The organism is Shewanella sp. MF05960, assembly GCF_050849305.1.
In the GTDB taxonomy this organism is placed as follows: Bacteria; Pseudomonadota; Gammaproteobacteria; order Enterobacterales; family Shewanellaceae; genus Shewanella.
Genome location: NZ_JBOZPS010000011.1, coordinates 100414 through 115612, shown reverse-complemented (window position 1 = coordinate 115612; position 15199 = coordinate 100414). Strand labels below are relative to the sequence as shown.

General features: G+C 43.2%; 11 protein-coding genes. 6 read left to right on the top strand and 5 right to left on the bottom strand.

Annotation, left to right across the window (positions count from 1 at the left end; all coding sequences use genetic code 11):
• Positions 1 to 10 precede the first annotated feature (10 nt).
• Entirely contained in the window at positions 11 to 1531 is a 1521-nt protein-coding gene (locus ACROAE_RS12870) for a flavocytochrome c (RefSeq protein WP_432402337.1), read from the bottom strand.
• 348 nt (positions 1532 to 1879) lie between these two features.
• Positions 1880 to 3409, bottom strand: coding sequence for a DUF3612 domain-containing protein (locus ACROAE_RS12865; protein WP_432402335.1), 1530 nt, complete (start codon positions 3407 to 3409; stop codon positions 1880 to 1882).
• Between the two features lie 147 nt (positions 3410 to 3556).
• On the opposite strand from ACROAE_RS12865, the gene ACROAE_RS12860 reads away from it, so the two are divergent.
• Positions 3557 to 4075, top strand: a complete 519-nt coding sequence (locus tag ACROAE_RS12860) for a malate synthase (RefSeq protein WP_432402333.1) — start codon at positions 3557 to 3559, stop codon at positions 4073 to 4075.
• Positions 4076 to 4233: 158 nt separating this feature from the next.
• Here ACROAE_RS12860 and ccoG read toward each other — a convergent pair whose 3' ends face one another.
• Both ccoG and ACROAE_RS12850 read right to left on the bottom strand, forming a co-directional pair.
• Positions 4234 to 5691, bottom strand: coding sequence for a cytochrome c oxidase accessory protein CcoG (gene ccoG / locus ACROAE_RS12855; protein WP_432402331.1), 1458 nt, complete (start codon positions 5689 to 5691; stop codon positions 4234 to 4236).
• A gap of 231 nt (positions 5692 to 5922) precedes the next feature.
• Positions 5923 to 7365: a sigma-54 interaction domain-containing protein gene (locus tag ACROAE_RS12850; RefSeq protein ID WP_432402329.1), complete on the bottom strand. Its 1443-nt coding sequence runs from the start codon at positions 7363 to 7365 to the stop codon at positions 5923 to 5925.
• Between the two features lie 353 nt (positions 7366 to 7718).
• On the opposite strand from ACROAE_RS12850, the gene ACROAE_RS12845 reads away from it, so the two are divergent.
• Genes ACROAE_RS12845 through ACROAE_RS12830 form a run of 4 tightly spaced genes read left to right on the top strand, consistent with a single transcriptional unit; the run spans position 7719 to position 11986 of the window.
• Entirely contained in the window at positions 7719 to 8396 is a 678-nt protein-coding gene (locus tag ACROAE_RS12845) for a methylamine utilization protein (RefSeq protein WP_432402327.1), read from the top strand.
• A complete protein-coding gene (locus ACROAE_RS12840) occupies positions 8386 to 10713 on the top strand; it encodes an EAL domain-containing protein (RefSeq protein ID WP_432402325.1) in 2328 nt (775 codons plus the stop codon). Before ACROAE_RS12845 ends, ACROAE_RS12840 begins: the two co-directional genes overlap by 11 nt.
• Positions 10713 to 11555 (top strand): DUF3034 family protein, encoded by an 843-nt coding sequence (locus tag ACROAE_RS12835; RefSeq protein WP_432402323.1) that lies wholly within the window; start codon positions 10713 to 10715, stop codon positions 11553 to 11555. Before ACROAE_RS12840 ends, ACROAE_RS12835 begins: the two co-directional genes overlap by 1 nt.
• Positions 11555 to 11986: a group I truncated hemoglobin gene (locus ACROAE_RS12830; RefSeq protein ID WP_432402321.1), complete on the top strand. Its 432-nt coding sequence runs from the start codon at positions 11555 to 11557 to the stop codon at positions 11984 to 11986. Before ACROAE_RS12835 ends, ACROAE_RS12830 begins: the two co-directional genes overlap by 1 nt.
• 58 nt (positions 11987 to 12044) lie before the next feature.
• Here ACROAE_RS12830 and ACROAE_RS12825 read toward each other — a convergent pair whose 3' ends face one another.
• Positions 12045 to 13238, bottom strand: a complete 1194-nt coding sequence (locus tag ACROAE_RS12825) for an HD-GYP domain-containing protein (protein WP_432402319.1) — start codon at positions 13236 to 13238, stop codon at positions 12045 to 12047.
• A gap of 408 nt (positions 13239 to 13646) precedes the next feature.
• On the opposite strand from ACROAE_RS12825, the gene ACROAE_RS12820 reads away from it, so the two are divergent.
• Entirely contained in the window at positions 13647 to 15002 is a 1356-nt protein-coding gene (locus ACROAE_RS12820; RefSeq protein ID WP_432402317.1) for an isochorismate synthase, read from the top strand.
• The last annotated feature ends 197 nt before the right edge of the window (positions 15003 to 15199 follow it).

The following is a 15199-nucleotide window of genomic DNA, read 5'->3' as shown; positions in this document are numbered from 1 at the left end:
ACTGGTCTAATTAAACTTTCATGATGCTGCGAGCGGCTGTCATACCCATCACCATACATTCTGGGATAGAACAACTGCCTAAACGGCTAACGCCATGAATACCACCACACACTTCGCCAGCGGCATAAAGTCCTGGAATAGACTGATCAGTCAAGCTATCTGTGACTTCGGCTTTAGTATTCACTTTTACGCCACCCTGGCAGTAATGTACTTTTGGCCATAAACGCACAACCGTAAATGGTGCTTCAATAATCTTGTTTTTAGCCAAGGTCATATCTTTACCAAATTGCTTATCTACACCGCTATTAACATAGCCGTTATATTCTGCGATCTGCTCTTTTAACGCTTTGAGTGGCACGTTGAAGTGTTTAGCCAACTCTTCTACAGATTCAAATTTCCAACCGACATTGTACTTAATGACTTTTTCGGTATTTGGATGGGCTTTAGAATCTTTAAAGCTGGAGATCAAAATCGGCGGTACAGGATTACCTTTCTCATCACGGTTACTTAATTCAGCATCAGCACGGATTTTACGGTCGGCAATTTCATTCATAAAACGCTTACCGGTGGTACGGCTAACCGCAATTGAATGAGGCATGTTGAAAATGGAATAGTTAGACACATAACCAAAGCCACCTTCATCAGGTGAAGCCCAAGGACCTGATTGAATATGAGCTAAATGCACAGGAATAGCACCTAAACGGAACATTTCGAACATGCCCTCGCCTGTTGCACCTGGGGCGTTGGTACAACCAACATCTGCCGTTAGGGTTGGGTCTTGCGCCATACGTAGATTAACGTTTTGCGCAAAACCACCAGTCGCCATAATCACACCTTTTTTGGCGCGAATATTTAAGACTTTACCTGGCTGGTCTTCACCGAAATGATAATTTTGACGCATTTTAACGCCGACAACTTCACCTTTTTCGCCGACTAAAAAGCCTTCAAATTTTGAACGATTGTGAGTGTTTACACCAATACGTTTACACTCTTTGTACAATGGTTGAGTGATACCTGCGCCACAGCTTACTGACGTTTGGTAAGTACGTGCAACCGAGTGACCACCTAGCTGTTGTAAGTAAGGATGGTATTCAGAACCCGCATCTAAGGTCATTTGTAACGCTTCAACTGCATGCGATGCAACGTGGCGCAACAAAGCTTCATCGGCAATACCACGGCCTGAAGCCAATTGGTCATTAACCATTCGGTCTACCGAATCTTCTACACCTTCTTTCTTTTGCATTGGCGTACCAGGTGCTGCAAATAAGCCACCGTTAATCGCCGAGTTACCACCAAAGTAAGACATCTTTTCAAATATATGGACGTCTTTTGCACCATGTTTAGTCGCTTCAATTGCCGCTGCTAAACCTGCAAAGCCAGAACCAATAATAACGATTTCGACTTCTTTATCCCATTTAACACCGTCAGCCTTTTCAGACACTGCCATTGCTGGTGCTACCATCGCTGCACCAGCAGCAATACCTAGACCTGCAATAAACTTACGGCGCCCTAATAGATCTATATTGCTCATAGGTTATCACCCCTTTTTATATTATTGACGCTTCATCATATCGATGGAATCAATTCCAAAATGGGAACTAATAATAATGTTTGATGAAAATATCGGCGGATATCAACTAATCAATTGTAGGTAGGACTTTTAGGGGGATTTGTTACGGAACATCGATTTTGGAACACAGTCCAACTCATGAAGTATTGGGTGATAATATTTTATGCTGCTTAGTCGTTATCTCAATAAACGCTTTGAAAAAAGACTCTGTGCCATTATCGGTTAATCGTAACAACACTTGGCACAACAGGTCATTAACATGCCATAAGCCGCCTTTGCGCTAGACGGCTTATGCATATTGGTTAACCGCTAATTATCTTCACACAAATTACGCCCTGCGGCATAACAGCTTGGTTGGCGAGGACATACTGCGCCACGAGAGCAAATTAAGCGCGCTTCACTTTTAATCCCGCGTTCAATCCAATTAATATTGAGGATTTTCGCCACGCTGGTGAGGTCTTTTTTAATGTGTTTAGGAATAACAATTGAGCCACCGTTACCAGCGCAAGCTTGTTTTAAATCGTTGGCAATAGATTGCGCGTCTTTGCCTTGCGCCTCAATTGCTGGATTTAAATCGATACCGGCACATAACACATGCGGGTTACCCGCTGAGTCATCGACCTTGACCGACTCACAACAGTAAATTCGCGGTTCATTGCCAACATTTAAAATCGATATTTGCGCCGATGTGCCTTCAACCGGTTCGCTGATCATTCTAAATACAGCCCAGTGCTGACACGGATCTTCCACTAGGCGCATATTGCCCCAAGGCAGTGGAATACCATTGCCTCGATATACCGCTTTAAGCTTACCTGGTGCATAAGCATCAAAGTAATGCCAGTGCGGGTAAGGCGATACCACAGTCATGCGGCGCATGGCCACTGAGGCAGAAACCTGCAATTGTTTATGCACGCTAATTTCATAGCCGTGACGATCAAGCAACTGTCGATACGGCACTTTAGGGCACAGTAACGCGCCGGCAAAAAAGCTTGATTCAAAATCACGCCACGCGTGCAAAATATCTTGCGCGTTTAAGGTATTTGACTGAGGCACAAGTGCATCATCAAAGTCATCACGGCGGCCCGACATCATTACACTCTTTAAGCCGTCTTTATTGTGCAACACGCAGTGGCCGATGTGCACCGCCAAATCATACCTCAATCTACTGGGTCTATTTTTCAACACGTTACTGATATAAATAGTGCCTGGCGGTTCAAAGAACGAGGTGACTAATTGCTTAGAACTCAACCCCATTTCATTGATAACTTCTTTCGGAGCCCGGTCAATCCACTTGATTTTTAACCCCATACCTTTGGCGATATCGATAATATCTTCGGTGGCCAACGGCATGCGTTTTAAGCCCACTTCTTCGGCGGCACGTTCTAAATCTGGAAAATGATTTTGATGATGCTCCTGATGTGCGCGGATCAGCAAATGGGCAAATTGACGACCACTGGTGCCGGTTTGCGACAGCATTTCAGGAATGGCAATTTGCAGAATATCATTAGAAAATAAAAAACTTGGCTCCAGAGGCATGCCACTGATGCCACCTTTGTTGCCTTTTTCGGGCGTAATAGCTTCATCTTCGGGCACGTCATCGAGAAACCAACCCACTTCTTTTTGGAAAACAACCGCAATCACCGCCAACATATCTGCACTAGGAACCCGTTTTCCGCGTTCAATCATCGACAAATATGACACAGATGGCGAATTGCTCGAGTCAACACGTACACAACGTGCCGACAAGTCTTCCATTGTTAAGTTGTTGCGTTTACGCAAGTTTCTTATCTTTGTGCCCAAAAAATGGGTCTTTCGCATTAAGCTTTTTTCATTTCTCATTTTGTATAATTCACACTGTAAAATTTTTATTGTGAAATTGTTTGTAAAAATAGCATAGACTAAAAATCAAGCTGCGAACAAGGCTTAATGATAAACAATAATTAAAATGGTTCTGTGACCTACAACAATACGAAGAGGAATAAGGCGATGAATATGTCTACTCAAGCAAGCTCTACAGCCACCCAAAACCTTAACCGCTTCATTGGTGAGCAATTTGTGGCGACCACTAACCAAAATGACCGCAGCACAAATGCAAAAGAATTTTTGGATGCGCAATTCCCATTAGCCGATGGCTCACATCAAGATGTGTCTAGTTATGTGGTTTACTACAATCACTTACTGGCTTTCTTAAAAGATGGCACCCAGTGTGGCTTACAAAATCCATGTCAATTTGTGGCGTTAACGGGTCACAAAAATGAACCGACTTCTGTGGTATTAAAAAACAACGATACCCATGTTGAAATTTGTTTTGACCGCCTTGGTAAACTAGGTGCTAGTGACGACGCTAATATTGAAGATATTCAGGTGTCTATGCCAATTAAAAACTTACCAACACCTTACAAGCAGTGGATCAGCTTATTACACACTAGCTGCCAGCCTACTGAAGGCAACTGCAAGGTATTTACTGCTAAAGACGGTAGCGATTACGCACTACATCAGCGTTAATACATACTCGAAGTGATGCATTGTGGTAGCAATAGATATTCAACACTGTAAATAGTGACAATAAAACTTCGGCCATTAAACAAAAAAGGCTTCTCCCATTTTATCAATGTGAGAAGCCTTTTTGTTATGGTGTTAGTTGTACATTGATGACTTGGTGATTACGGCCAAAAAAAGCGTGATTGCTGCGCCACGTGATTTTCAGGCTCTACTGGTGTTGGATTTACCGCACTGTAAACTTGGCTCACACTAAATTGCAGTGTTTGCTGACTCGCATCATCGATTCGCTCATTGCGACGAGCGCTAACCGTAATGGGGTAATCTAATTGCTCACCGGGTTTTATCTGCACCACGGTATCGGTCACTATGGTAAACGTTGGCGCTTTTTCACTGAGCACCGTAATCTTATAAACCGCAGCTTGCTGGGTTTTATTGCGAATTTTAAGTTGATAACTGTTTTCGACAGTATCGATACCCACTTCACGGTACAAGGTTTGACGGTCGCGAATCACATTAAGCTGAATATCGCTCAATTGACTTAAATCGATAATAATTAACCCAATCATAATCAGTAAAGCACTGGCATACCCTAAAGCTTTTAACGAAAACAAACTGGCTTTGGGTTGGCCTTTCAACACGTTTTCGCTGGTAAAGCTGATTAAATTGGGTGCATAACCAAATTTGTCCATGGTTTGATTGCACGCATCAACACAGGCCCCACAGTTAATGCATTCGTATTGTAAGCCGTTACGAATATCAATGCCTGTTGGACAAACATCAACGCATAAATTGCAGTCAACACAGTCACCTAAATCTGTTTTTTGTGAGCGTTTACGCGGCCCTCTAGACTCGCCACGCGCAGCATCGTAACTTACCGTTTTGGTATTTGCATCAAACATCACCGCCTGAAAACGTGAATACGGACAACAATGCAAGCACATCATTTCACGCATCCAACCGGCGTTTAAATAAGTACAAATAGCAAAAAACCACACCCAGACACCGGTCCAAAAACCACTACTTGCACTAAATATATCAATATACAGTTCACGCGCAGGCATAAAATAACTGATAAATCCGCATCCCGTAAGCAACGCAAACACTATCCACAGCGCATGCTTAGTGACACGTTTACGCAATTTACTTAACGACCACGGCGCTTTGTCTAACGCTGCCCGGTGATGATGGTTACCCTCAACTTTTGCTTCAACCCACATGTAAATAAATGTCCAAGCGGTTTGCGGACACAAAAACCCGCACCATACTCGGCCCCAATACACGGTCACAAAAAACAGCGCAAAGGCGGCTGCCATAAAAAACCATGCTAATACGGTAAAGTCTTGTGGCCATAAGGTGAGATTAAAGAAAAAGAATTGTTGCTCAGTAACATCAAACAGAATCGCTTGGCGCCCCTGGTAATTAATAAATGGCAGCAGAAAAAATACCGCGATTAATAGGGTATTACTGTACTGACGTAATCGTTGAAATATTCCCTTTTGCTCACGCACATGAATTTTAGTCGACGGCGTGGCAATTTGAACCACCGGAATACGTTGCGACGTGCGGATGTTGGCACTCGGCTCGGCCACTGGCGCGGTGTGATTTGATGAGTTGGGCATAACTGGTTTCCTATAACACGATACTGCCTTGCTATAGCAAAGACTGCGCCAACTACAAATTAAACATAACCATATGATTTAAATTGTTTTTAAATAAACCTCGCTCGCAATGAGTCACGATATAACGCGTAAATGGCGATATATCGTGACTCATTGTAAAACTTAAAGAACGCGTTATTGAGATAATGAGTGAGATAGATGTAAATCGTTGCTGGATAATAAGTGAATAACTTAGCGTGTGATGGCGAGTTTTTTCATGCGCGAACGTAATGTGCTAGCAGGCATATCGAGCATGGCTGCAGCGCCTTGAGGCCCTGAAATACGCCAATGGGTAGCATTTAACACCGCAACAATGTGAGCCGCTTCTGCTTGGGCCATCGTTAAAGTGCTGGTCGCTAGCGGTGACGCCACAACTGCGGGTAAGGTATTAAATGACAATTGGCCATTAGGCGATAAAATAATTTCTCGCTCAATCAAGTTTTGCAGTTCTCGTACATTACCGGGCCAGCTGTACTGTTGTAAGTTTTTTAATCCTTTGGTACTGACTTTAGTGATTTTTTTGCCTAATTTTTTACCCAATGACGCAGCTAAATCGCTCACCAATTGTGGAATATCTTCACGGCGATCTCGTAGCGGCGGTACGGTGATAGGAAATACATTTAAGCGATAATATAAATCCATTCGAAACAAACCCTGCTCAACTCGGGCGGCTAAATCATGGTGAGTCGCGGCAATTAAACGGATGTTTACGCTAATGGTGTCGCTGCTGCCTACCCGCTCAAAACTGTGCTCTTGAATAACGCGTAATAGCTTTGATTGGGCAGACAAACTCAGCTCAGCAATCTCATCTAAAAATAATGTGCCATTATGCGCTAACTCAAACCGACCTTTACGTCTTGCTGTTGCACCGGTAAATGCGCCTTTTTCATGGCCAAACAGCTCGCTTTCTAATAATGCACTGGAAAAAGCCGCACAGTTAACGCTCACCATAGGTTGATCTTTACGATGACTCAAGCGATGTAAACTACGGGCAACTAATTCTTTACCTGTGCCATTTTCACCGCAAATCAAAACGGTACTGTCAGTATTGGCCACGAGGTTAATCTGTTGCACTAACTGTTTAATCGGTTGGCTGTTGCCTGACAACCCAAGCGCACCTTGCTGGCCTTGCAGTTCAGTCAGTAAATATTGGTTTTCTGATGCGAGGCGTTCAGACAATGCCTGCACTTGCGCTAACGCTTGCCTAAGGGAATGTTCTGTATGTTTTTGCATACTAACGTCACGAAATATCGCGATAACGCCCACGAGTTTGTGTTGATGATAAACTGGCGTTGAGCTGTAATACACCGGAAAGCTGCTGCCGTCTTTACGCCAAAAAACATCATCAGAAACTTGCCGCGGTATCGCGTCATGCAAGGTGCGATAAATGGGGCAATCGTGCTGTGGATAATGAGTCCCATCAGCATGGCTGTGATGATGACAATCGTGGATATTTTTGCCGATCAACTCTTCATTTTTCCAGCCAGTCATTTGCTCAGCGGCGGGGTTAATAAATACCGCATTTCCGTCTAAGTCAAAACCGTATACGCCTTCAGTCATGGCATTCAACAATAAGGTGTTTTCAGGTAAAAAATGGTTAGCTGTTACGATTAAATCGGTATCTGAATGAGCCATTTTCGCCACATCTGTTGCAAATCATGGTACCAGTATAACCAAGTCACGAAATATCGCGACTTAATAATCATTTCTGCATGAGATTTATGCCTTTAGCACTCAATTTACTTAACCCTTACGCACGACCTTTTCGATATATAAGCTAAACTGATAGAAACACGGGCTTTATTGTTATAGTGTTGCTTATAATCAATCGGTTACAAACATTTATGTGATTAATGAGTATCGTCCGAAATAAGCGTCCCTAACCCTGATAGGGATGACGTATTTATCAATGTTGTGGGTTATGATGGACAATGCTTACCGGGTTAACTTTTATGTTACATGCATACCAAGAAGGCGAATAAAGACCAATGACTCGACTCACTTACTGTTTATTGTGTTTATCTTATTTAGTGTGTTCCTCGCTGAATGCTGCCTCTTTAACGGTAACCATCACCGATACTCAGGGCGTCGCGTTAGGTGATGCCGTTGTAGAATTAACCCCCATCACGGCAACAGAGTTACCACCCACAACGCCGCAGCATTATGAAATGCGCCAACAAGATCGTATTTTTTCACCGTTTGTACTTGCTGTACCTCAAGGTGCTCAAGTCGATTTCCCTAACTTAGACCGCACTCGCCATCATGTTTATTCTTTTTCTGAAGCCAAGCAATTTGAATTAAAGCTGTATGTTGGCAAAACTGAGTCGCCAATTTTATTTGATCAGCCAGGTTTAGTGGCCATTGGATGTAATATTCACGACTATATGCAAGCCTTTATTTATGTAGCAAAAAGCCCTTATTTTGCGTCAAGCGATGAGAAGGGATTGGCCAACATTACCGATTTATCGGCTGGCGAATATAGCGTGACGCTTTGGCACCCTTGGCAACGAGCAGAAACGGCCCCGACGACAATGATGATTAATAAAGAGATTGATGCTGTCACATTAACATTGGATGTTGATAGACAAGATAAGCCTTCTTCACCGCCTGGCGGATTTGGTGTTAACCTCAATGCAAGTTCACACGTAGGACAACATGCCAAATAGTTTCCGTAGCCGGCTGATTATTGCTTTTTTACTCATATTAACGCTAATGCAGTTAACCACAGCGCTGTTTGTGCTGACCGCAACACAACGAGACTACCGCCAACAGCAAGCTCAAAACCTCAATATTGGATCTAATATTTTTGTTGAAATGTTGTCAAATCGAAGCGACCAGCTCAGTCAGAGTTTGTCATTATTGAGCGCTGACTTTGGCTTTAAACGCGCGGTGGCTACGGGTGAGCAAGACACCATATCATCGGTGTTAGCTAATCACGGTCGACGGATTAACGCCAATGCAGTCATATTATTGTCGCCAAAAGGCACATTACTGTCATCAAGTTTGCCAGGGCTTACGCCAGAAAATATCGATGACCTATTTGCCTTAACCCAAAATCGTTCAAACAGTGTCGATATCTTTAATGTTGACCACAGTAGTTACCAATTTGTGTTACAACCCGTAAAAGCACCCACATTAATTGCTTGGGTGGGCATGGGGTTTACCATGGATAAAGCGGTAGCTGACCAAGCCAAGACCATTACGGGTATTGATATTAGCTTTATTAACCAGTCAGGTAGAGTCGACATAGTGTCAACGTTGCCCGAAGGTTTACAGCAACAAGTGTTGGCAAACATCTCTCAAATAGCACAAAACGTGGATAACTTTAGCGACACGGTTGTCAGCGAGTATTTATCCACTACGATTGCCCTTGATAAAAACAGTGGCCACCAGTGGGCGGTGTTACACCAGTCAAATGAAAAATGGCAACAAAGTTACGATGCGCTGCGTAACAATATGCTGGTGATATTTGGGATCACCTGTTTATTGGCATTCTTAATAGCCGCCTGGTTTGCAGGCGGGCTCACCCAGCCTATTTACGCCCTGGTTAACTTTGCCCGTAAAGTCGGTCAAGGTGAAAATCCGCAACCCATTATGGGTGCGCCAGCAGAACTACAAGTGTTAGCCAATACCTTGTCGGTAATGCGGGAGAATATTGAGTCGCGCGAACACGATTTAGTCTACCAATCACAACATGACAACTTAACCGGTTTGTATAACCGTGTTGCGGCGAAACAACAACTCGGCCAGCTTTTAATGCAAATGCATGGCTGCATCGCGATGATAGACATTAAAAACTTTCGACATTTAAATAATATTATTGGCTTTGCGAATGCCGACAATTTACTCATGCTGTTTGCCAGTCGCTTAGAAAGCTTATCGCCAACGGCTGTATTAATATCACGTTTAGATGGCGACTCATTTTTATTGTTATTTCAACCCGGTATTAGCCGTGAACAACTCGACATTTATTTACAGCAACTGACTAAGCCTTATGATATTGAAGGCTCTAAAATCAGTGTGAATGTGCGTGTTGGGTTAGTTGAGTTAAGTGATGACTATGACCACACTGATATCGACAAGTTAATTCGCCACGCAGAAATAGCATTAAATCAAGCCCGTATTGAATCGTTAGCCATTGCCACTTATTTGCAAGGCGAGGATGAGCGTTATCTGCGCGAGTTAATGATTATTCGCGATTTACCGATTGCCATTAGTCAGGGGCAGCTGCATTTGGTGTTTCAACCTAAAGTGGATATTCACAACAATCGCTGCAATAGCGCCGAGACATTAATTCGTTGGCAGCATCCGCAACTCGGGTTTATTCCGCCAGATGAATTTATTCGTTTAGCTGAAAACTCGGGCAATATTTCGATGATCAGTGACTGGGTGCTTAACGCCACAGTGAAACAATTAGCCCAATGGAAAGCTCAGGGAATTGAGCTAAAAGTTGCGATTAACTTATCGGCTCACGATCTCACTAATGCCCAACTGCCTCATGATATTAAACAGCTGTTAGCTGATCATGATTTACCGATTGAAGCACTGTCGATAGAGGTTACCGAAGGCGCGGTGATGAAGGACGCTCAAACGGTTATCGCGGTATTGCAGCAATTTAAAGGTATTGGCATCGCCATCGCCATTGATGACTTTGGTACCGGGCATTCGTCACTGGCCTACTTAAAGCTGTTACCCGTAAATGAAGTAAAAATTGATCGCAGCTTTATTAAAGATATTCATACAGATGCTACGGATTTAATGATTGTCGACACCAGTATTCGGCTCATTAAAGGGCTTAATTTGTCTGTGGTTGCTGAAGGGGTTGAGTCAACAGAAGGTATCGACATTTTACGTCGACTCGATTGCGATATCGTGCAAGGTTATGTGTATTCAAAACCGCTTAAAGCTGATGATTTTGCAATATGGTTTAGCCAATTTAATCAGGCCGATCTGGCCGCTAAACTCAAAGATACGGTGAGTTAATGTTTCGAAATATATTCATCATCAGCCTATTTATTGTGGCGGGTATAAGCCTGCCAGCACATGCCGATACGAGCAAAGTGATTGCCACTGGTGGTGCCACTACCATTGAAGGTACGGCGGGCGGCGGAATTGTGCCATGGGCAGTCATAAATGGTTATGCCAGCTCAGACCAATGGTCAGTAACCGCAATGAATACCCAGGTTTCAGTTGATGATTTTACTTTACATGCCGTTGGGGCATCGCTGAGTATCAATAATCGATTCGAGTTAAGTTTAGCTAAACAGACTTTCGATCTCGACACTATGGGCGGCAAGCTTGGCCAAGATATTGTTGGTGTTAAATACAAACTTGCAGGCGAATTACTTTACAGTAATCTGCCGCAAATAAGCGTAGGCATGCAATACAAACGCGTTGATGACTTTGCCATTCCACAAGCGGTGGGAGCGCGTAATGATTGGGGGCTAGATGTGTATCTTGCGGCCAGTAAAGTGTATTTTGATGCCATTGCCGGTCGCAACCTAGTAACTAATTTAACCCTCAGAGCCACCAAGGCTAATCAAACCGGATTACTGGGTTTTGGCACCGCTACAGACAACAATTATCACCTGCAAGCAGAAGCTTCTATTGCGTTACTGTTAACCGACAGCTTCGCTGTGGGTTATGAATACAAACAAAAACCCGATCAACTCGGCTTTGCCAAGGAAGATGACTGGCAGGATATCTTTGCTGCCTGGTTTATCAATAAACATGTGTCTCTTGTAGGGGCATATGTCGACTTGGGTAGTATTGCGGGTTTTGAGCAACAAAAAGGCTGGTATTTATCGATTGAGGGGACATTGTAATGCTCACTGCTAAGCACTATTTCATCAGCTTATTCGTTGGCTTACTGCTAGTCGGTTCAGGCTGCGCTAATCAACCGACAACCTTGTATCAACAGTTGGGCGGTAATGCTGGCATTAGCCTAATTACTGATGATTTTTTGGTAAACCTGTCAAAAGATAAACGCATAGTGCATCACTTTGCTCAAACTGACATTGAGATATTTCGCCAACGTTTAATTGAGCATTTATGTGTTGTCAGTGGTGGAGGCTGTGAGTATCAAGGGGCATCTATGTTTGATGCGCATATTGGTTTGCATATTAGTCAGGCAGATTTTGATGCCGTGGTCGGTCATTTGATTAACGCATTAAAACAACAAAATGTGTCTATTGGTACACGTAATGCGTTACTGGCTAAGCTCGCCCCCATGTATCAAGACATTACCTATCATTAAATAGGCCGTCAAAGAAGTTATCCATCGCAGCACTCACTGACTGCGATGTCATTTTGTCTTAATAAAATGGCGTTGGGTCGACTTCTAGCGTCCCTGGCGATACACCACGTTCGATATTCAGCTCTGCTTTAAGTAAATCAACCATAGTCACTTCGGTATAGCGTTTATGCTTTAACGAATAAAAGCATTTTACAATAGGATGTAAAGCATCACGTCCTTTTGAATCCCATACAATACCCACACGTTCATCAGACAGTTGCACAAGCGAACCCACTGGGTAAATACCCACACAGCGGATAAACTCATAAACCAGTTTTTGGTCTAAATGAAACGGCGTCAAACTGAGCAAAATTTTAAATGCTGCCGCCGGACTCATGGCTTCTTTGTAACAGCGAGTTGCGGTTAGCGCATCGAAAATATCAACAATACAGCTCATGCGACCATGTTGAGGAATTTGGTCTTCGGTGAGTCCATGAGGATAGCCTTTACCGTCAAGCTTTTCATGATGCATTAAGCACACATCTTTACTCACTTGCGACAATCCTTCGGTCTCGCGCATAATTTCAGCGGCATACACTTGATGCAACTTCATGTGCTCAAACTCTTCCGGAGTTAGCCTTCCAGGTTTATGTAACACTTCGTTATCGACTTTGATTTTGCCGATATCATGTAAAATACCGCCCACGGCCATTTGCTTAAGCAATTCACGTTCAAGGCCTAGGTGCTTGCCAAAAGTAACCAGTAAGAATGCGACGTTAATTGAGTGCTCAAGAAGGTAGGCATCTTTTGTGCGCAATGCTGAGATACATTTAAACGCGTCGGCATCATCCATCACCGACTCAATCATTTTGTCGGCAACGTCTTCAAATTGACCCACTTCGATAGGTTTACCCTCGAAAGTTTCAGACATCACTTTTTTGATCAAACCTTTGGCTTCGGCAAGTAACTTTTTAGCTTGTGCCTGCTGGCCATCGCGAGTCACCGTTGCTTTACGTGCCAATGGATTAGCGGGTGCGTTAGCGCGGTCACCTTTTTTTAATCCGCAGGTATCTGACGAGCGCTCAACATCGACCCACACCACTGCAATATTGTTCTTTTTGAGCTTAACAATTGCGTCACGATGTTTTATTTGACCAGGATTGCGAATATCGACTTTGCTTTGTTGACGATCGATAGCGGTAACAAACATGCCAAGGGCAAGTCTATCAACAGGGATCTTAATGACATTGCTTGATTCAACTGAATCACCCATGTACATGTACTCCGGGAAGAAAAACTTAATAATGAGACTTAGCTCATAGATTGAACGCTACTATTTTGAACTACTTTACATCATTATTCTATCGATTTTAGTCAGTGTAGCCTTTTGGTCACGGTATTATTGTGAGTTATGTTTATACATTACACATCGAAATAAACAATTCTTATGTTAGTTGTTAGCTGTCGAGTTTAGCAAACAAGTGATAAGCCTCAGTGCAATAGTAAGCGCTTACAAAAATAGTACACGTTTTTTTAAGCATCATGCCACAAAATGCCCCTTTTGAACCCTCACGGTGATTATATTAGTAATTCAGATCACACGATTTAACCTTGCTAATTGACAGTGTTTAATCGCTTTATTACCTTAGCTCTGTAGTGTTTATACGTGAGGTATTTCTTTTTGGGCCACTCCTTTTCATCACAATTTAATGAACTGATTACTAAGCTTAACCAGCTAAGTAAAGTGCCTGCGCGTGAATCTATTATCCAATTGTCGGTAGATGCTCCTGCATTACCCTTACTTTCCTGGTTAGCTGCTCAAAATCAATTCCCGAAAATTTATTGGCACGGTAGAGATCGAGATGAAGATGTCGCCGCGATTGGTGCCTGTAAAAGCTTCTTTTTTGAAGACCAAGTCGACGACAATGCCTTGGCACAGATTTATCAGCAACAACGTAATAAAACCAATCAGCAAGACATTCGCTATTATGGTGGCCTTGCCTTTGACCGCACAGTAGAAAGTTGGCCTGAGTTTGGCCGCGCACATTTTGTATTGCCTAGAATTGAATTACGCCGAACCGGCAATACACTCAGAATACTGGTCAACCTCAATTTTGAGGGCACCGACACTCAACAAGAAATACAAGCTGCATTGACTGCCATTGCGCAAGTGAATAAACCGCAGCCTTTGCCGCCGCCGCACAAAATGACTTTAATGGGGCGCAGTGATTTACCCCGTTATGAACGCTGGAAAGAGCTCGTTGAGCAAGTCACTCAAGAAAAGTTTAATCGCACCACACCTAAAGTGGTGTTGTCACGGCATACTCAAATTGATGTCAGTGATGATATCGATCCGTGGACGGTATTAGCATGTTGGCAAGGCAGAAACCCCAACAGTTTTCAGTTTGGTTTTCAATTTAGTCCGCAACGTGCCTTTATTTCATGTTCGCCTGAGCGTTTATATTTGCGCCGCCAACAAGAGCTATTTACCGAAGCGTTGGCAGGTACGACGGTACGTGGGCTTAACCCAGATGAAGACAATCTGCTGGCGCAAGCTTTATTAGATGATATTAAAAACAGCCATGAAAATCAGCTAGTAAGACAACATATTGTCGATGTGCTAACACCACTAAGCCAATACCTTGGGGCTGATGAACACCCTAAAATTTTTAAGTTAAATCATATTCAGCACTTACATCGCTCAATTAGGGCTCAATTACAACCCGGCGTTAGTGACTTTGAATTATTGCGCGCATTACACCCTACGCCTGCGGTGGGAGGATTACCGCGTGAAGCCGCATTGAGCTTTATTCGTCAACGTGAAGGATATGTTAGAGGCTGGTACGCTGGAGCTTGTGGCTATTTTAATCGCAATGAATCTGAGTTTTCGGTGGCAATCCGTAGCGCATTAATTGAACCACGCAGAATCAATTTATTTGCAGGAGCTGGGATTGTCGCAGGCTCAGACCCGTTGGCAGAATGGCAAGAATTAGAAAATAAATTAGCCACTGTGCTGTCTATTTTAATCGACTTTTAACCGCGCTTAAATCTTTCGCTTGAATATTACCCATGCTATTATCCCGCCCCCGTGTTTGCAGCCCTTTTTCCGCTTAAGTTAACCAGGCTAAAAAGCGCTAAGTAGCAACACAACCATAATGATAATATTCTCTGTAGTAGTCATTTATGAAACCGCTTTATAGCGATATGTCGCTAAACTGACATACATAAATACTG